This window comes from Paenibacillus doosanensis (assembly GCF_025060755.1).
In the GTDB taxonomy this organism is placed as follows: domain Bacteria; phylum Bacillota; class Bacilli; order Paenibacillales; family NBRC-103111; genus Paenibacillus_S; species Paenibacillus_S doosanensis.
This window is the reverse complement of sequence record NZ_JANYUY010000065.1, coordinates 22,288-40,423: the sequence shown is the minus strand read 5'-3', so window position 1 is coordinate 40,423 and position 18,136 is coordinate 22,288. Positions and strand designations below refer to the sequence as shown.

General features: G+C 53.4%; 14 protein-coding genes. 6 read left to right on the top strand and 8 right to left on the bottom strand.

Annotated features, from left to right (window positions below; all coding sequences use genetic code 11):
• The first annotated feature begins 60 nt into the window (after positions 1-60).
• Positions 61-411, top strand: a complete 351-nt coding sequence (locus tag N0M98_RS29685) for a hypothetical protein (RefSeq protein WP_259620035.1) — start codon at positions 61-63, stop codon at positions 409-411.
• An 869-nt stretch (positions 412-1,280) separates the two neighbouring features.
• Here the strand turns inward: N0M98_RS29685 and N0M98_RS29680 are convergent.
• The 4 genes from N0M98_RS29680 to N0M98_RS29665 all read right to left on the bottom strand — a co-directional run bounded on the left by N0M98_RS29680 (position 1,281) and on the right by N0M98_RS29665 (position 3,056).
• Entirely contained in the window at positions 1,281-1,592 is a 312-nt protein-coding gene (locus N0M98_RS29680) for a hypothetical protein (protein WP_259620034.1), read from the bottom strand.
• A gap of 491 nt (positions 1,593-2,083) precedes the next feature.
• The gene (gene mazF, locus N0M98_RS29675; protein WP_259620033.1) at positions 2,084-2,425 is read right to left on the bottom strand and encodes an endoribonuclease MazF; all 342 of its coding nucleotides are present in this window, start codon (positions 2,423-2,425) and stop codon (positions 2,084-2,086) included.
• On the bottom strand, positions 2,419-2,649 hold the full coding sequence (locus tag N0M98_RS29670) for an AbrB/MazE/SpoVT family DNA-binding domain-containing protein (RefSeq protein WP_249861132.1): 231 nt from the start codon (positions 2,647-2,649) through the stop codon (positions 2,419-2,421). The genes mazF and N0M98_RS29670 overlap by 7 nt, the downstream gene beginning before the upstream one ends.
• A gap of 98 nt (positions 2,650-2,747) precedes the next feature.
• A complete protein-coding gene (locus N0M98_RS29665; RefSeq protein ID WP_259620032.1) occupies positions 2,748-3,056 on the bottom strand; it encodes a helix-turn-helix domain-containing protein in 309 nt (102 codons plus the stop codon).
• On the opposite strand from N0M98_RS29665, the gene N0M98_RS29660 reads away from it, so the two are divergent.
• A complete protein-coding gene (locus N0M98_RS29660) occupies positions 3,043-3,384 on the top strand; it encodes an amidohydrolase family protein (RefSeq protein ID WP_259620031.1) in 342 nt (113 codons plus the stop codon). The two genes, N0M98_RS29665 and N0M98_RS29660, sit on opposite strands and share 14 nt — an antisense overlap.
• Positions 3,385-3,526: 142 nt before the next feature.
• Here N0M98_RS29660 and N0M98_RS29655 read toward each other — a convergent pair whose 3' ends face one another.
• On the bottom strand, positions 3,527-4,138 hold the full coding sequence (locus tag N0M98_RS29655) for an SGNH/GDSL hydrolase family protein (protein ID WP_259620030.1): 612 nt from the start codon (positions 4,136-4,138) through the stop codon (positions 3,527-3,529).
• Positions 4,139-4,340: 202 nt separating this feature from the next.
• Here N0M98_RS29655 and N0M98_RS29650 point away from each other — a divergent pair, with 202 nt between their 5' ends.
• Positions 4,341-4,535, top strand: coding sequence for a hypothetical protein (locus N0M98_RS29650; protein WP_259620029.1), 195 nt, complete (start codon positions 4,341-4,343; stop codon positions 4,533-4,535).
• A 324-nt stretch (positions 4,536-4,859) separates the two neighbouring features.
• On the opposite strand, the gene N0M98_RS29645 is transcribed toward N0M98_RS29650, so the two are convergent.
• The 3 genes from N0M98_RS29645 to N0M98_RS29635 form a co-directional block, all read right to left on the bottom strand.
• Positions 4,860-9,863, bottom strand: a complete 5,004-nt coding sequence (locus N0M98_RS29645) for an S-layer homology domain-containing protein (RefSeq protein ID WP_259620028.1) — start codon at positions 9,861-9,863, stop codon at positions 4,860-4,862.
• A gap of 474 nt (positions 9,864-10,337) precedes the next feature.
• Positions 10,338-10,664, bottom strand: a complete 327-nt coding sequence (locus N0M98_RS29640) for a hypothetical protein (RefSeq protein ID WP_259620027.1) — start codon at positions 10,662-10,664, stop codon at positions 10,338-10,340.
• Entirely contained in the window at positions 10,664-12,832 is a 2,169-nt protein-coding gene (locus N0M98_RS29635; RefSeq protein ID WP_259620026.1) for a PrsW family intramembrane metalloprotease, read from the bottom strand. Before N0M98_RS29635 ends, N0M98_RS29640 begins: the two co-directional genes overlap by 1 nt.
• 317 nt (positions 12,833-13,149) lie before the next feature.
• Between N0M98_RS29635 and N0M98_RS29630 the strand changes: the two genes are divergently transcribed.
• The 3 genes from N0M98_RS29630 to N0M98_RS29620 all read left to right on the top strand — a co-directional run bounded on the left by N0M98_RS29630 (position 13,150) and on the right by N0M98_RS29620 (position 18,070).
• Positions 13,150-13,371, top strand: coding sequence for a hypothetical protein (locus tag N0M98_RS29630; RefSeq protein ID WP_259620025.1), 222 nt, complete (start codon positions 13,150-13,152; stop codon positions 13,369-13,371).
• A 206-nt stretch (positions 13,372-13,577) separates the two neighbouring features.
• Entirely contained in the window at positions 13,578-15,137 is a 1,560-nt protein-coding gene (locus N0M98_RS29625; protein WP_259620024.1) for an SWIM zinc finger family protein, read from the top strand.
• Positions 15,134-18,070: a DEAD/DEAH box helicase gene (locus tag N0M98_RS29620; protein WP_259620023.1), complete on the top strand. Its 2,937-nt coding sequence runs from the start codon at positions 15,134-15,136 to the stop codon at positions 18,068-18,070. The genes N0M98_RS29625 and N0M98_RS29620 overlap by 4 nt, the downstream gene beginning before the upstream one ends.
• The last annotated feature ends 66 nt before the right edge of the window (positions 18,071-18,136 follow it).

Sequence of the window (18,136 nt, the reverse complement as noted above, 5' to 3'; positions counted from 1 at the left end):
TGGGGAACAAGCGCCTCCATCTCGACCATTTGAAATAGTCGAGGTTGGGTGCCTTGGCGTTTGGAAACTAGCATAAGTTTTGGCCTCATTTCTCATCGATCAGTTCCATTTATTTTACCATTTCTATTGTGTCATGACTGTACAATGCCACTTTTTCACCACGCTTCTAATGCTTATACAAATAGAACTCAATCTACCATTGATATTTTCACTGGCGATTACAATAACTTGATGGCCGCTGAGGAAGCTTTTGTATATGCCACCGCCCTTGCAATAATAGGGATTGAAACTATTATAGCTTTTATTGCTGCAGGTGTTGGTGCAGTTGGTGCTGCCGTTTTAGTGCAAACCGATTATAATATCTGTAATTCGGATTTACAAAAAGCTTATGGGTATATTAATCAAATGTAAATTACACCTATTTATGTTATAATAACCAAAAAGGCATTTTCCTTTTAAAGGGAAATGCTTTTTTTGTAAAATAAAGAGGTGAAATTGGTGCAGATAATAAAGCTTTTATCAAAGTATCCATTGTGGTTTAAAATTATATGGCTTATTGTACTGATCATTGAAATATATGTTTTATTTATTAATAGACAATTTGGTATAAGTGTTCTAATATTAGGTATTTTCTTCTTAGCATTCGGTTTTTATAAAATTAAATACAGCCTTACATACACAATTATTGCTTATATTATAGGATTAGCATTACTTTATTTGGCAGCACAATTCATTTGGTTCTCGAAATTTTAGGCTTATAATGTTTGGCAACTTATATTGACCCATAAACACAAAACCCATTTTTGTGTACGTGTCCACAAGAGAACCATGATGAGATCCAAATAAAAGGCCATCAGTCCATTGTCTATCTTGATCGAGGTTTTTTCTTCGAAAATAAATAAAAAATGGATTATGGGGAGATACCCTATTGCATTCCAGTATTCAACCTTTATATCCTTCCTGATCACTCTTATATTCGCGCTCTGCACGCTTCCCTATCGAAATCAGTCTTCTTCGTTTAGATGTCGGTTAGTTTAATCTAGCTATGGTCCCATCCTAGTTACCTCCGTGTTCTGTGGACTTTTATTTCAAGGCTTTATACTCGTCTTCGGGTAAAGTAAACACTGTGCATACTTCAAATGATAAAAAAATCCGGCCGGCGGGCTGCCGTTCCATACCGGAACAAGCGGCTTCACTGGCCGAGATTCATTTACACGCGCTTCCGTTCATCGAATGCCTCGATGAGCCGCGCTGCGCGAAGCTGTCTTTTCTTTTCCGCATTACATTCGCGCCGGTTCGGTGCTTGCTCCGGACTTCACGTGAGCCCGGCAAGCTCCTCGTCGCCCAGCGCCCGGTTGAACACCGCCAGCCCCCCCGAGCGGCCCGGCATAGAAATTGCCCATAGAGCCGGACCGGTAAACCGCTCCCACGGTAAAGTCCGCTCCTTCTGCGCCGCCGTCGTACGTAAAAGCGACCGCGTGCCACTGGCCCTTCGTCACCGGCGTAGAGCCGATAGCCGTCGTCATGCACCACGGATGGCCGGGAGTCGGCCCCCCGCCGGAGGAGATCATCATAGCCGTTTGCCGGATCAATTCGTATCTACATTCTTTTACTTTCGCTGCAACTTATTTTACTTTTTCCGATTATGGCCGTTCCCGACGGTCTCAACAATGCGGGAACGAGAAAGAGGAGCCGTCTGCTGCGAGCCGGCCCCTCCCGTTATTTATACTTAAGGCTTTAAACATGCCTATATAAGAACAAATCCCCCAAAAGCCATCCATGCCGCTACGCGGCACCACAGACAATGGAAATGGGGTACCAAGAGTAATTTCCAGGGTAGTGACGTGATGCTCTGAAGCTTACTCCGTCCGCATCCAGCCTAAGCTGGATCGGCGTCTAACCATTCCTCTGGGATCGTTCTATGGGTAGACTTTACTTTTGGGGGAGCCCCTGGATTTCCACAGGATATGGCTGCGCATCATTTCCTAAACGATAAAATAGCCCCACCAAGTGGAGCTCGGGTATACGTTCTAAAATGTTAACCAAATGCCTTCCAAGGCCTCCTCGGAAGACTATTCATCGATTAACGGATCAGTAAATCCAATTTTGCCACAACCTCTGACAAGGTCTCCTGCGATACTTTGCAAATAAACGCAGCCTGTCGGGACTGCCAATCGAGACTCTTTACCTGATCGGCAAGGATGACCCCTTCAATCGGTAAATTCTGCGGAATAACCACTTCGAACGGATATCCCTTTTGCTTAGAGGTTACCGGACAAAGCAAGGAAAGACCAACCTTGCCGTTATAAGATGCAGAAGAAATGATCAAGGCTGGGCGCTTACCTGCCTGTTCATGACCCGCTTGCGGGTTAAACTGCAACCATACCAAGTCGCCGCGATCCGGCACATACTCATTGTTTACCATGCTTCCCGTCCTTGCGGTTCGCCAGTTGAGATTTCCGTGTGAATGTTATCCGGTGTAATTTGAGACAGAAGCTCGTCCAGCGTTGTTGACTTCGGCTTGATTACAATGTGACCTTCTTCAATATCCAAGTCGACTTCGGTTCCTTCCTCTATTCCCGCCTTCATAGCAAGGGATTTCGGAATGCGAATGCCAAGGGAGTTACCCCATTTTTGAACTTGAAACATCTAATCGCCCCCTAAATGTATATACAAAGTATATACGAATTATCAAAAGAAGTCAAATTTCTGTATGCTTCTAGAAATCTGCAAGCCGGCCCCTCCCGTTATTTATTCACATCGCTTGGCTTCATCCCCCCATATTTTTGAAAGCTTTTGGAGAAATAGTTGACATGCTTATAGCCGGCCTGCCCGGCTGCGTCGTACACCTTTATGCCTTGGGCAAGCAGCTCTTTTGCTTTCTCCATCCGCAGACGCAGCATGTAATCGGAGTACGATTCGCCGGTTACTTCCTTGAACGTCCGGCTCAAGTACGAATAGTTGACGTACATGTTCTCGGCGACGAGATACAAGCTCAGATCCTCCTCGTGAAGCCGCTCCTTGGTGAACCGGATTACTTGCTTGCCCTTGATCATTCATCCCGGCGCCGAAGGAAGCCGCATCTTCAACGCCCCGACCGCCGTCGGCTACGTCTCGAACTACTTGCAGTGGCATACATGCCTCTCCCAAACGTTTATGGTGCATCGGGTCAGCTTCGTCTGCGAAGGCGTGTTCGAGAAATATCCGCAGTTCAAGGTCGTTCTTTGCGAAGGCGGTGTCGCGTGGCTGCCCCCTCTGCTATGGCGGCTCGATAAAAATGACAAGGCCCTGCGTTCCTCCGTGCCGTGGCTCAAGCGGCTGCCCGAGAAGAAGCGGCGCAAAATGCTTAGCGAGAACGCGCGCAAGCTGTTCCGGCTGCCGTGACCGCCGGATGCCCGCAGGCTTCCGCCTTCCCGTAAGGACGATTCCCGCAAGGAACCCGGGTGTCATTCTTACTCATAACAAAGAAACGCTGTCGGCAATGAGAATGCAAGCAGCGTTTCTTTGTCATAGCAATAATCGGGTTTCAGGCGAAGAGCGCATCCAAATAACCGGCGATAAACGCCGCTTGCAGCTTGCGGACTTCATCCGTATAATGCACATGATCGCCGAACGCCTCCGGTCCGAACGTCCGGCTAAAGCCGTACAGATCGACGAGGGGAATACCGCTCGCCTTCATCATCCGATCCGCCGTTTCGTTATAGGCGAGCGCATCCGCATGGAATCGGTAGAACGATTTGCTCTTGGCATTATGAATTTCCTCCAGCGCGTCCGTCGTTCTTACCCAGACGACGTCGTTTGCCATAGCCTTGGCCAGCTCGACGATTTCCCGCAAATTACCATGATAAGCTTCCAGTGGCACTTGCTTGGTGCCGTCCCGGGGACTCGTTTTCATATCATGCAGTCCGCAATTGAGCAGAAGGATGTCGTAGCGGGTTCCTCTGCTGTGCTCTTCCCGCAAATAATCGAGCAGCATAGCACTGTCCCCGCCGTTCGCGCCGACGGGCTTATCCAGATCAACCAGCGCTTGCTCCTCGCCGCGCTTGCGATCGTATCCGAACTTGCCCTCAACCATGGAGCGCAAATAAGGACCGTATTGAATCGAAATGCTGTCGCCAATGACGAATAGTTGTCTCATGAACCGATAGCTCCTTTTTCGCGGCGCCTTCCAGCCTGCCGTTTTCCCTCTGGTCGTCCGCTTACTGTTTCCAACCGAATTATACAAACCTCAGGACGCGATGAAATCGCCGTTCTTTTAATAGTACGGTCATCCGAGGAAAGAATTCGGTCGTTATGGTTATGCTATAAATAAAATGCGCTTAGAAAGGCAGGAAAAGTATATGGCCGATTGGATCAGGTCGATTTCGTTATGGCTGTCGTTTATTGTGCTGATGGTTTTGCACAGCGCGCTGTATTACTCGATGGGCACCACAAGCTGGTTTTGGGTGACCTTGATGGCTTCGGCCGTCGATACGGCGGTCCTCGCCGTCATTCAGTTTTTGCTGGCAGCGCGCGACAAGCAAAGAGAACATTGAGGGCGATCGTGGTCGACCAAGGCTCCGATTTACTGTGTTAACGTTGTATCGGTCTCCGGCCGCTTTGTCGCCACCTCTAGCATTGCGGAAACAAATCCCCCAAAAGTGACGTGATGCTCTGAAGCTTATTCCGTCCGCATCCAGCCTAAGCTGGATCGGCGTCTAACCATTCCTCTGGGATCGTTCTATGGGTAGACTTTACTTTCGGGGGAGCACCCGGATTTCCACAGGATATGGCTGCGCATCATTTCCTAAACAACGAAAAAACCGGGCGCTTGAGTAGCGCCCGGCTTCGTGTTGCTGCATGATGATCGAATCTCGTTCTTACTCGACTTGATCGTCGATCTTGTTCTTCCAAGTCTCGCTTCCGTCCGAATTGCGAACGGCCTCGTGGGATACCGTCGCTTCTTGAACGTCTCCGAAGCCCCAATGGGATTCAGCTACATCCGGGAATTGAGGAGCTAAGCCCTTAAGCGGACCGCGGTACAGCATCCGGTTAATCATGGTGACGGCCTCGACTCTGCTGATGCTCTCTTGAGGCTTGAAGGTGCCGTCGGTGTAACCGTTCAAAAATTTGCCGCGGTACAGCGCTTCGATGGTGTCAGCAGCCCAATGGCCGTTCAGATCGGTGAAATGCGGCTGATCCGCTGCGCTGACGTTCAATTGCAGGAAGCGCGCCATGACCGCTGCCAGCTCGCCTCTGGATACCTTGGCTTCAGGACGGAAGCTTCCATCCTCAAATCCGCTGAAATATCCGTGCCGCGTGGCAATTTTAATATAGTTGGCCGCCCAGTGATCTGACTGAACGTCCGTATAATTCAGAGTGCCCGTATCTTTCCCGTTCTCCGTCAAGCGCGCTACGATAGCCGCCAGCTCGGCGCGGGTCAGCGAGCTTTCCGGGTGGAACTTGCCGTCCGGATAGCCCAGAATATAACGTTGATGCTTCAGATTGCCGAAACGGTCGGAGAAGACCTTGATCTTCACTGCCGAATTCTCGGTTGCCGCATTCGAAGCATCTCCGTTTGCAGTGAACTGCGCTTGAATATCGTACTGCTTATCCGCTGCGTCCAGAAGTCCCCATTCCAGCTCTACCTTGAAGCTTCCTTCCTGTCCTGCAGCAACGTCCGTCACATTCCATGTAATCGTGTCGCCGCTGACCGTGCCGCCGCCTGCATTCACGACTTTGGCGCCAGCAGGAACGGTCATTGTAATGACTCCGCTGTCCAGCGAGACGGAAGAATTATTTTTGTAATCTACGGTTACCGTCGCCGTATCGCCTTCCTTGACCAGACTCTTGTCTACCGACAAGTTCACGGACAAGTTCGGCGCTGCCGGCACATAAGACGAGCCGCCGCCGGACGAAGAGTGATTCGATTTGCGGACCATCAGCATGCTGAAGTCCAGACCCATAATGTCTTTACCGATATGAATAATGCCGTCTTTAATATAACTGTCGGTGCCTTCGGCCGCCGGTACGTTAGGCTTGGCATCCAGCGTGCTGTAATTGTAATAGCCTGGCTTCACCGCAACGATATAATAATCTCCCTCTCCGTACACCATCCAGGCGTAGCTGCCTGTCAGATCGGTCTGCTGCGGGTTATGGTTCTGATTCGGAGCAAACTTCTCAAGCACCGGCAGTGTAACCAATGTGTTCGGCGTACGGCCGGATTGCTTGTTCAGCTCGGTATCCGCCCAGTACAGGTTGACTGTAACATCGCTGAGTACTTTGCCTGTCACGGAATCCGTCACCGTTCCGTAAGGATCGATCAAGGAGTAGCCGATGGACAATTCGCCGTTTTGTTTCACTTCTACCGTTGCGGATGGTCCGGCAAGCACCGTTCCGTCTTCCGCCTTGATCCGGTACGAAATTTTATAACGGCCTTGCGGCACATTGCTTACATTAAAGCTTCCGTCGGCATTCAAAGCCACTTCCGCTTGATAGTTGTTGCCTTCCAAACCTTCTACGATAGCGCTGACGTTACCTGCTCCGAACGCATCGATGATCGCCGTCTGCGAAATCGGATTCGAAGAAGCGCCGTTCAACAGGAACAATTGTCCGCTAATTTGATTCGCAGAAGCAACTTGCTCGCCTACCGCTTGCAGTTGTCCTACCGTAGCGGTCTGCACTTTCGTTAAAGTAACGGTTTGTCCGCCGATTTGAACCGGCGTTGCGATGCTCATGTTATACGTAAAGTTGCCGCGAGGCACGCCGATGGAATAAGAACCGTCTTCTCCCGTCATCACTGTCGATGTGAAGTCAATAATGCCGTCTCCGTTAAAATCGGCTGTCACCGACACGGTAGCTCCTGCAGCCGGTTTGCCTGTAACCTGATCCACAACGACGCCTTGAACGGCGGCAGGCATATAAGTAATGCCAATACTTTGCCGGGTCGAAAGTCCGGATGCCGGATCGGTCGCCACAGCCGTGATCACTTCATTGGCCGGAACGAGACCTTGCAGCGCCGGCGCCGTATAGTCGATAACCGCAATGCCATTTTCATTCGTAGTTACCGTAACGTCATCTGCGGTATTGCTGCCGAAATGGAATGTTACCGGTACACCCGCTGCCGGACGTCCGTCTGTCGTAACGACAGCAGCCTGCAATTGCACCGACGACTTGCCGTCCCCCACTACGGAATCCGGAGTCGAGCTCAGCGTCAGTTTATATTGCGGAAGCTTATCTTGAACCGTAACGGTTTGCACGACCGTCTTGCCGTCGTAAGCTACCGTAATAGTCGCCTTGCCTGGACCTTTGGCGGTCACTACTCCGTTCGCATCCACCGTAACCACATCGGGATTGGAGGAGCTGTATTGCGCTTGCTTCGTCACGTCTTTGACACTTTCATCCAAATACACTGCGTTAGCCTGAATCGCATGCGTCGCTCCCGTCTCCAACGTGTAGTCGGCCGGGTCCGCGAGCAAGTCGCGCAATGTCGTCGTAGCGGCATCGGATGCATTCGAAGGCGCGGATTCAATGTTGTTGCTGACCGCCTTCACGGTGAAGCTGTGCTCGGTTCCCGGCGCAAGACCGGTTACCTGGTAGCTCGTACCCGTAACGCCGGATGCGACTAATTTGCCGTTATCGTAAATATTATATGTTTGCGCTCCGGGAACCGCTGTCCAGTTCACTTTTGCGCCCGTCGATGTGATATCGCTTGCCGTTACGGCCGCAGGAGCGCCGATCGTTACCGTAATGGCCGCCGTCACTTGCTTCCCGCCATATACAGCATGAATTACCGTAGTTCCCGCCCCTACAGCCGTCACAAGGCCGTCCGGGCCGATGACCGCAACTTGGTCATTGTCGGAACGATAGTCGCTGTAGCCGGTCACATCATATTTCGTTCCATCGGTATATACCGAAGTGACGACCGTTTGATGTGCAGCCACGACCGGAAGCGAATATTCCGTGCTGTCCAGCAGCAGGTTTTTCAGAGAAGGCAGCTCTACGCTACCCGCTGCGCTCGAAGGCGCGGATTCGATGTTGTTGCTAACCGCCGTCACTTTAAAGCTGTGGTTGGTTCCCGGTGTTAAACCGGTCACTTGATAACTTGTTCCGGTGACGCCGGATGCGATCAATTTGCCGTTATCGTAAATATTGTACGTTTGCGCACCGGGAACCGGCTGCCAGTCCACTTTCGCGCCTGTCGATGTGACGTCGGTTGCCGTCACGCCGGTAGGCGCATCGATAGGCACCGTCACCGTCGCCGTCAGCGGAGTGCCGTTATATACGGCCTTAATGACCGTTGTCCCTGCCCCTACGGCAGTGACGAGGCCGTCCGGACCGACTGTGGCAACCCGCTCGTCGCTTGTGTTAAAGCTGCTGTACTTCGTGACATCGAACTTCGTTCCGTCGGCGTACACCGAGGACACAACCGTTTGATGCGTCGATTCGACCGGAAGCGTGTACTTCACGCTGTCCAGCGTAGTTCCGGCCGGCATCGGCACCGTAACTTCATTCGACGGAACCGATTCCGCGGTGCTGTCGTCGCTCTTCATCACCGCTGTTACGGTGAACTTGGCGAACTCGCCGGGATGCAGATCAGATGCATTGTAGGTCGCTTGCGTTACGTTAGTCGCATACAATACGCCGTCTTTATAGACATTGTAGTAGCTTGCTCCCTGCACCGCCTTCCAGGTCAGCTTCGTCGCCGTCTGAGCTGTTGTTCCCGCCGACAATTCAGTCGGTGCAGGCTTGATAGTAACCGTCGAATAGCCGCCGCCTACCGTAACCGCCGTAATATCTCCGGAAGGAGGATTCGTGCCGAAATCGACAATCGTCGTTCCTTGCCCATTCCCATCCGATTGCAGACTGCCGCTTGCCGGAGTCCCGTCCGTAGAGGTCAGCGTAATCGGCGCTCCTGCTACCGGGTTGCCGTCCACATCGTACAAAGTCGTCGTCACCGCATATTTGCCCTGCTCTCCGGTCGGCACCGCTTCGACCACAACGTTGGTCGGCGCTTGCTTATATTCGATCGTCGAATCGGAGACGTCGATCGGATCGACTTCGTTGATGAAATGCCAGGACAAAATATCATGCGTCTCCATCGAGCCGCCGGTCGCTGCGGTAAAACCGGCATATACGCCCGGTTTGCCTTGGAAAATCGTCTCCAGGTCGATACCGTTAACATCTAATACCGGAGCAGCCGGACGCGTTTCCGTATCACCGATATATACTTTGACATTTTTCGCGCTTCCGTCATAATCGATCCAGGAATAATGATCGTTGCCGTCGGCAAGCTTGAGCGAACTTGGATTCAGAGTCTTGTACCAGTCGGAGTTGCTATTTTCCACATTTCCGTTGACCGCCAAGCCGATATAGTTGTTCGACGGGTCGTTAATCGGAGAAGGGTTTTGGTACGTATCGTATTTGACGGCGAAGCTGGGCTTAATACCGCCGTATCCGATCCCTTGTCCCACTTGTCCGGCGTTGTTGGACTGGGCCTGCACCGTGAACGTAATGCCGTCCGCCGGACTGGCGTTTTTCCCTTCGTTCATACGGAACTTAAACATCGTGCTGAACGAATAATGATTGCCCGGCGCGATCAGCCTTTTGTTAAAGGCCGTACCGTATTTGTTTCCTTGTGACTCGGTCAACCTCAAAATTTTGCGCGTGCTGTTCTTGGAGTCGGTAATGACCTTCGTCGTTCCGTTTAACGAGAACAGATTCACTTGATTCGGATTGGAAAAATCATCGTTTTTGTACGTCAGCCATTTGACCGTCTTGCCGCTCTCGCCCGCATATGCCGACAGAGCGAAAGGCTGCATCAACATGATCATCATGCATACCATGACGACCCATGACATCCATTTGGCGTTATGCCGTTTCATTTCGTTATTTCCTCCCTCTTATCTCATCCATTGGCCTTTGTCGGCCCTTTGTTGGCCGCTACCGCAGCTTGGCGCTAGCCGCCGCTTTCCTATGCAATAGTTCCCCCAACGATATAGTTCTTTCGTCCGCTAAACATCCCCCCGCAGCTCCAAAGCCATATAAAATAATCCGATTGAACGATCATATCAGTGACTCCTGAACAAAAACTAAACAATTTCGACGAAATCTCGCAAAATTAGATACGTCTCCCTTGGAAGCTTGTCGAACAATCAACATACTGCATCTTTTGTAGGATCATGCCGGCATCGCGAACCGTCGTATACGTTCAAAATGCCTATTCCCGACAAAGCGTTTTGTAAAAAGAAAAAACACCGCCAATAAAGGAATTTCCCTTCATTAACGGTGTTTCAATTTTGTCCTTGGCAATCCGGCTGCAGCGGCCCGCGCGGCCCCGACATGCCGCATCCTATCTGTTATCCGATATACACGACGGCCCCGTCCCGCTGCAGCGCTTTGGGCAGCTCGGCCTGCAGCAGCTCGATCCGGCTTGCCAGCTTCTCCATTCGTTCTCCGCCTCGGCTCAAAGCCCAATGCTTTAACCGCTCCAGTTCGTCTAGCACCTCCGGCAAATCTTCCTTCATGACTTCAATCCCGGTAGAGAAGACGGGGACCCACTTCAAGCCCAATGCTTCTGCGGCAGGCTCCCAGCATTCCGCGAAGAACGCCTCCGCGGCGACAGGCACTTGAAATTGCCGTTCGAATTCATCGGCGGGCTCAGGAATAAAAGCGCTAATGGACATTACGGTTTCCCCCCAAACAAAGCGTTAAATGTGTAATCCGGAAATTCCTGTCTCAACTGATTCAAACTATTTCCCACGGCGCTGCGCAGCTCCGGGGTATCGCCGTCCAACCGGAACACGAAGTTGCGGATCGACTTAATGTCCTGCAGATCGGGAACGTCGGCCGAGCCGTGAACCGTCGCCCGGGTGGAGACAGCTTTCTCCAGCATATTTTGAATGCGTACCCGCGTCTTCGCGAGAATTTGCTTATCGGCGAATTGCTGCGGCGTCTGCGAAGGCTTCCCCGTTCGCGGATTGATGCGGTCGAGCCCTTTGGCCGTTTTATCCTCGTAGAATACGCCTCTCTCGACGTCGATTTCATCGAATTCGCCCAGCGGATTGCCCCGATGATCGACAATTTCGACCTCGTTGTAGCTTTTCCCTGCCGCAGGCGCCGTATCGTCGTTCCGGTTATCGTCCGTGTGATCCCGATTCGGCGCTTCTTCATCCGACTTGTGCGGTTCGTCCGTCCTCTCGGAATGACCGCCGCGTCCCGGGCCGTCATGATGCGGAGGCTTCCCCGGCGCGCCGATATCCGGCTTGCGGCGGCCCAGCTTATCGAGCAGCTTGCGCATGTAGCCGCGACCCTTGCGCCCCATCCATTGAAACGCCCTGCCGAATGGAATCCGGCTTAGTACGATGCCGGCCGCTACGGCGAGCGCGTTCTCCGGCGTCAGCATCTTCCTCGGATCGCGGATATAGTCCGCGATCGTATGCCCGCTTCCGGCAATGCTCCCGGCCGTCATCGCGATGCCGACAGCGGGCCAGAACTCGACGAACAGCAGCGATAACGCAAGCGCTCCGAGCAGAATCGCGCCTTGCTCATACCATGGCAGGCGGTCCCACCAGTTTTGCAGCGAATCGAACATGCAGGCGAAGCAAGCCGGTCCGGCTCCGCCTGCATCGTAGGCATTCCAGCCCGCCGTAAGCCCCGCGAGGAGCAGAATGACCGCCACTCCGGCCAGCGCCCGGTAAACCGTCTGCACCCGTTCGCGGACAGGGCCCCTTCTGCCGGCGGCCTCCTCATTTCCGTAAAGCAGGTTCATTCCAAGCTCGCGCCGATCCCGGTAAAAGCTCAGCCAATAAGCGAATTTCCGCCGATCCCGAAACAAGGCGAAACTCATATTCCACAGCTCGGAGAACGGGTTAAAGAACGGCTCGTTCGGCAAAACCGGAAGACGGTCGCGGACCTTGCCAAGCAAACGATAATCGGCGTACAGCGATGCCGCCAGCATAAGAAGAAACGCCGGACGCGTCTTATAGCCGTCCCCGGTCCAGCCGTGAATCGTATATATCCAATCCGGCAGCTTATGCTGGCCGTTATAGGCGGCGTGATCAAGGATAGACCAAGCTAATAACAGCGCCGGAAACAAAAATGTCCAGCGCGTCCACTTTGCCCTCAGCCGGTAAGCGATACCGCAGCCAAGCGCGATCATCGCGGTATGCACCGGATGACTGACGGTCATCAGCGTCGGAAAGATGCTTTCTTCAAACCGCCCGGGAAACAGCGAGAACAGGTCCCAATGGATCGTCTCTCCGCCCAGCAGCGTCGTGCTGTAACCGAAGGTTCTCCCGATAAGACCGGAATTCAGCCAGCGCCGACTCAACTCCTCCATCAGTTGAAAGCCGACTCCGGTCGCGGCGCCGATCAGCGTATAATCGCTTAAGCTTAAAGCGGAGGCGCGGCGCGAGAACAGCAAAAAGACGCCTAACGGAAGCAGCTTCCACAGCTCTTCGAAAATCGGCGTGAAGACGGACATCGACCAAGTGTCGGACGTTCTCCCTCCGAAGACGACATGCATCGCTTGGATCGTCAACGCCGTGAACGGCACCACCAGAAAAACGCCGGAGAGCACGAACAGCACAGCCGTCTTCCACGGCAGCGTCTTGCTGCGGCACAAAAACCAAAACTGCAGCAGCACATAAAACGACCACGCATATTGAACCAGCATCGTGCGGGAGTCTCTAAAGAAAATCAGACTAACAACAAACACCGCCAGAGAAAACCATGAACATAAGGTATACACCGTCCGGAGAAACGGGTATTTGGCGATCAGCGCCCGAATCGTACGGCAGACGGCTTCGACCCAATCCCGGATGCCGCAGCGAATGGCCCATAGCGTATTCAATAGATCCGCCTCCCTTGTGACCGTATCCGCCCTTTTATTTTTCATATAGTATACCATAGGTTCCATATATAGGGTCCGGGGCGGCGGTCTCATTTCCTGCAGCCGTCATGCCCGGCAAGGCCGTGTTTGACGCTCGGAATCTTGCGGGTTGTATGCGACTTGGGACCTCCCGTTCCCGCATTCCGCATCGCGAACGCGAGCGGCTTTCATCCGACGCAAGTCCCAAGAAAGCGGCGCGATAGCATTTGAAGGATGCGGACCCACCGCGTTATAATGCATAATTAAGTAATATTTTACATTAAAGGGGATGTGTGAATATGAATCATGTCACTGAAAACAAGCCGGGGAGACGGGAGTTTACACTTAAGGGAGCCATCGTTTTTCTGGGCTGCTGCATTCTGCTCGGATCATGTATTATCGCTAATCAGAATAACGCGGCCGTCACGAATCCCAACCATGCGCAATTGACCGATAAGATCGATTCGATGAATCAAAAACTAGACAAAGTGATCGGGTTACTGTCTGAAGATGCTCCTTAAGCGGAGAACGTCCTCTGCAAAAGCCGAATATTGATGCGCTCCGCTCTCTGCCGGCTCTTGTTCCCCTTTTCCACCATGCCAATACAGCTGCCATTCGCCCTAATTCCTCCTTTTTTCCCGACTTTTTCTGAAAAGGTCGAATTTTTATTCGCATCACACTATAATAGAAGGATACGATTTTTTACTTTTTAGCAAGGAGCTAGGCTATGAGCTTATATTCCGCCTTGGACGATGAACAATGGCCGAAGCTGCTGGAACAAGTAGCTTCGTCTTTCAACGAAGTCACCCTCAGCCGGGGGTTCAACTATTTCAAACAACAGCGCGTCGTCAGCCTGATTTCCTCCGACGGCGGCATTATTAAAGCAAGGGTTACGGGTACGGAAGATTATACGGTGACGCTTAAGCTTCATCATTTAAGGACCAGCTCCTGCAGCTGTCCTGTCCAATCCTTCTGCAAGCATATGGCCGCAGTGATCATGGAGCTTGCCGATCGGCTCGGCTACCCGGCTTCCCAAGTGGTCAATGCCAAGCACAGCGTCCGGCGTCTGGCCGCCGCTTCGGCCCCGCAAGCATCGCTTCAAGCATTGCCCGGCATGGACGTATTCGGCTGGCATAAGCTGTTGGAGCAGTATACCGCCCACATTCAACCTTCCTACGATCAGGGCGTGTACGTGGAAATGCTGCGGCATCAGCTGCAAAAAATTCGCTCGGCCTCCGTCCCGTTTACGGAAACGGACCGGGCTTTTTTCGAGCTGCATCAAAGCTTGTTCATTTTGCACAAGCTGAAGGAGCAAAACTCGCGAAGTACCGTAAACTACTATACTTCATTCATGCTGTACCGAATCTACGACGATACCCATATGCAGTTTAAGCAGTTGCCCGCTTCCTTCGATATTACGCTCTCCATAGAGCGGCTCAAGCAAACGCTTGCCTATGTGAGACAATTGCTGACCGCAGAGGAAGGGCATAAATATTTGGATTACGGTCTGTATACCGCCTTATGGACATATTGGATTGCACCTTATTTGGATACGAAGCATTGGGCTTCCCAAGAGATCGGCAGCATGGAGCAGCCAACCGCCGGCGCCGCATCCGCTTCCCTGTCGGCGGCCAAAGCGTTCTTGCTCCTCCAACAACAAAAAAGCCAGGAAGCATGGGCCGCTTTGGAAGGAATCGATATGTTAGCCAAAGCGCCGGCAAGTTTATTTCTATCCTTCCTTAAACCTCTCTCGGACTCTAGCCAATGGGAGACGCTGATCGAGTGGCTGCTCAAAATCGCCCCTTTCTTTTACAGCAAAAACTCGGGGGATTTCCAAAGCTATATGGTTTACTGGAAAGCGGCGGCGGATCACGTTCCTGAAGCCGAACCTCACATGTGGAGCGTTCTCGAAGAAGCGATGCCCCATTCCGTTTCCATCATCGAGGATATGCTGTACGAACGGCAGGATTGGAAGCCTTGGCTGGAATTGCAAATGATGCAAGGACGCAGCCCTTTCGATCACCGGGTGAGCGTCCTGCAGCCGATCGAGAAGGAGGCGCCGGAGCTTTTGCTGCCCTTTTACCATCAAGCTATCGAACATTACGTCTCATTAAAAAACCGGCAGGACTACAAGCTGGCGGTCAAGCTGCTCAAGCGACTGGCCAAAGTATATAAGAAAATGAAACGGACAGAGCGCTGGGATCGCTTCTTCGCAGGCTTCCTGGAGAGGAACAGCCGGCTGCGGGCGCTGCATGAGGAAATCAAGAAAGGAAAGCTGTCGGAATGAGTAAAACATGGTACGATATGACGCTGCACGCGATGCTGACCGATTCGGGAGATGCCCTGCTGTGGGGCGAGAAAAGCGATTATCCCGTTGCCGGAGAATCCTTCCGCAAGCTCTTGTTCGCGTGGCATGAACCGTCCTGCTACGGAACGGCGCTCGAGCTGCAGCAGGCAGGCGAGCTTACGGTGACGGTTCTCCCTGCGGAAATGGTGCTTCCCTTCTTCGCTTCTCCCGGTTTCATGTCGATTGTCCGCTGGCATACCGGCAATGAAACGGCGGCCGCCCTGCTCGCATCCGCCCCGCTGTTGATTAAAGCGGCCCGGGACGGCCATTACGTCCCAAACTACAACTCTTATAGAAACGGCAGGCTGGAGTGGACATGGGACAGGGGTTCCGAAGAGCTAAAAGAGCTAGACTGGGAGCGGCTGCAGCGGCAGGACGCTCTCGGCAGCGAGTTGTCCGGACTGCGATCCGCCTTCTCCGCGGCCGTATTCGCAGAGCATTATGCCGACGAAGCCTCCATGTCCGACCTTCGTAGGGATTATCCTGCGCTGTTTCGGCAGCCGGGCGATCCGTCGGCTGCCGTGTCGGGCGCTTATGCGGAGGAAGAATGGCTTGCGGCCCTTGGATGGAAGCCGGATACGGCTCCTTTCCGTCCTGCGCTTCAACTGCTGGAGCCGGACGATGAAGCATTCGATTGGCGGCTCCGGCTAGTGCTGCAGGATAAGAACGACAGCTCGGCGCTCGTGCCCGTTCGCCTGTCTGAGGACGGACATGCGTCCGGCGCCTGGACCAGTTCATGGACTCCCTATATCCATGAGCGTTCCTCGGGTTGGGCGGCCCGGCTGACCGCAGCGCTTCCGGATCGGATGAGCGGCGACGAATTGTTCGCCGAGCCGCTGGATGACGAAGCAGCTTGGCAGTTTCTGACTGCGGACAGCCGAAGATTATTAAACGACGGCTGGAACGTCATGCTGCCCGGCTGGTGGGAAGCGGCCTCGAAGCGGAAGCCGCGCCTCCATGCGCGGGTGAAGCCTGATGCCGGCGGCAGAGGCCAGTCGCTATTCGGCATGAACGCCCTGGTCGATTTCGACTGGCGGATCGCGATCGGCGAAGCCAATCTGAGCGAAACCGAATTTGCAGAGCTGCTGAGCCGCAAGGAGAAGCTGATCCGTTTCCGCGGGGAATGGGTTTATCTCGATCCGGCGCTGCTTGAGCAAATTCGCAAAATGATGGATAGCATCAGCCCGGATGAAGGCTTATCCTTGCAGGACGTGCTGCAGCTGCATCTGTTAAATGAAGCGGAGCAGGAGAAGCCTGCCGGACGTCAGCGTACCGGCGAGAACGATGCGGAGGATGACGAAGAGAGAGTGAAGCTGGAGGTTGAGCTGAATTCGCATCTCTTATCGCTCTTCAGGCAGCTAAGCCGGCCCTCCGAATTGACCGAGCTGCCCGTACCGGAAGGCTTGCGAGCACAGCTGCGCAGCTACCAGCGCGAGGGCTTCACCTGGCTTAGCTTCCTAAGACAGTTCGGACTCGGCGCCTGCCTGGCCGATGATATGGGGCTCGGCAAAACGGTGCAGTTTATTACCTACTTGCTTCAGCATAAGGAGGAGTCGGCCGCTCCGGCCCTGCTCGTCTGCCCGATTTCCGTGCTTGGCAACTGGCAGAAAGAGATCGACCGCTTCGCTCCCGAGCTGCGCGTGCTGCTTCATTACGGCAAAGGACGAATGACCGCCGAGACGATGCAGGCCGCCTTGCAGGAAACGGATGTCGTCATTACCTCTTACACGACGGCTCTGCTCGATCAGGAGTTATTGCAGGAAATTACATGGAGCGCGCTTTGTCTGGACGAAGCCCAGAACATTAAGAACGCGCAGAACAAACAGTCCGTCGCCATCCGCTCGCTCAAAGCGAGACACCGCATTGCGCTGACCGGAACGCCGATCGAAAACAGGCTGTCCGAGCTGTGGTCCATCTACGATTTCCTCAATCCCGGTTACTTAGGGAGCGCCCGCGGATTCCAGCATCGGTTCGCCGGGCCTATCGAGAAGCATCGCGACGAAGAACGGACCGCCCAGCTTCAGAGGCTTGTGAAGCCTTTCATGCTGCGCCGCAAGAAGAAAGATCCTAACATCCAGCTGGATTTGCCGGATAAGCTGGAGATGAAGGTCTACATTAACCTGACCGCCGAGCAGGTCGCCCTCTATGAGCAAGCGGTCAAGGATCTGATGGAGCGGATGAAGCAGCTCGAAGGAATCGAACGCAAAGGCGCGATTCTGGCTGCTTTGACCCAGCTGAAGCAGCTATGCGATCATCCTGTGCTGCTTACGAAGGAAGCGGCGCTCTCCGAATCCGCGCTCCAATCCGAGGAGCGGCGCGAGGCATTCATCTCGCGGTCCGCGAAGCTCGAACGGCTCGTCGCCATGGTCGACGAGCTGCGCGGCGAAGGAGATTCCTGCCTGATCTTCACCCAGTACGTAGGCATGGGCCGCATGCTGGCCGACATCCTTGGAACGCATCGGGGCGAGCCCGTGCTGTACTTGAACGGAAGCACGCCGAAGGCGGAGCGCGACAAGATGATCGACGCGTTCCAAGCTGCGGACGAAAACGGTCCCGGTATCTTCATCCTCTCGCTGAAAGCGGGCGGAGTCGGCCTCAACCTGACGGCCGCCAACCACGTATTCCATTTCGACCGCTGGTGGAACCCCGCCGTCGAAAATCAGGCGACCGACCGCGCCTACCGGATGGGACAAAAGCGTAATGTACAGGTGCACAAATATATTTCCCTCGGCACCTTGGAGGAGAAGATCGACGAAATGCTGGAAAGCAAGATGAGCCTGAGCGAGAACGTCATCTCCACCTCGGAGAACTGGATTACGGAGCTATCCAACGAGGAACTGCGCGACTTGTTTGCACTGCGGCAGAACTGGTGAGGAAACACAGATACGGAGTGAATCTGTATCTGGAGGCATGCGTTTTTGCAGAAGGATTCGCCGCGG

Coding starts and splice junctions, on each gene's coding strand:
- N0M98_RS29620 (WP_259620023.1), top strand. CDS start 15,134: ATGAGTAAAACATGGTACGATATGACGCTGCACGCGATGCTGACCGAT.
- N0M98_RS29625 (WP_259620024.1), top strand. CDS start 13,578: ATGAGCTTATATTCCGCCTTGGACGATGAACAATGGCCGAAGCTGCTG.
- mazF (WP_259620033.1), bottom strand. CDS start 2,425: ATGGTAAACAATGAGTATGTGCCGGATCGCGGCGACTTGGTATGGTTG.
- N0M98_RS29645 (WP_259620028.1), bottom strand. CDS start 9,863: ATGAAACGGCATAACGCCAAATGGATGTCATGGGTCGTCATGGTATGC.
- N0M98_RS29670 (WP_249861132.1), bottom strand. CDS start 2,649: ATGTTTCAAGTTCAAAAATGGGGTAACTCCCTTGGCATTCGCATTCCG.
- N0M98_RS29665 (WP_259620032.1), bottom strand. CDS start 3,056: ATGATCAAGGGCAAGCAAGTAATCCGGTTCACCAAGGAGCGGCTTCAC.
- N0M98_RS29650 (WP_259620029.1), top strand. CDS start 4,341: ATGGCCGATTGGATCAGGTCGATTTCGTTATGGCTGTCGTTTATTGTG.
- N0M98_RS29630 (WP_259620025.1), top strand. CDS start 13,150: ATGAATCATGTCACTGAAAACAAGCCGGGGAGACGGGAGTTTACACTT.
- N0M98_RS29640 (WP_259620027.1), bottom strand. CDS start 10,664: ATGTCCATTAGCGCTTTTATTCCTGAGCCCGCCGATGAATTCGAACGG.
- N0M98_RS29655 (WP_259620030.1), bottom strand. CDS start 4,138: ATGAGACAACTATTCGTCATTGGCGACAGCATTTCGATTCAATACGGT.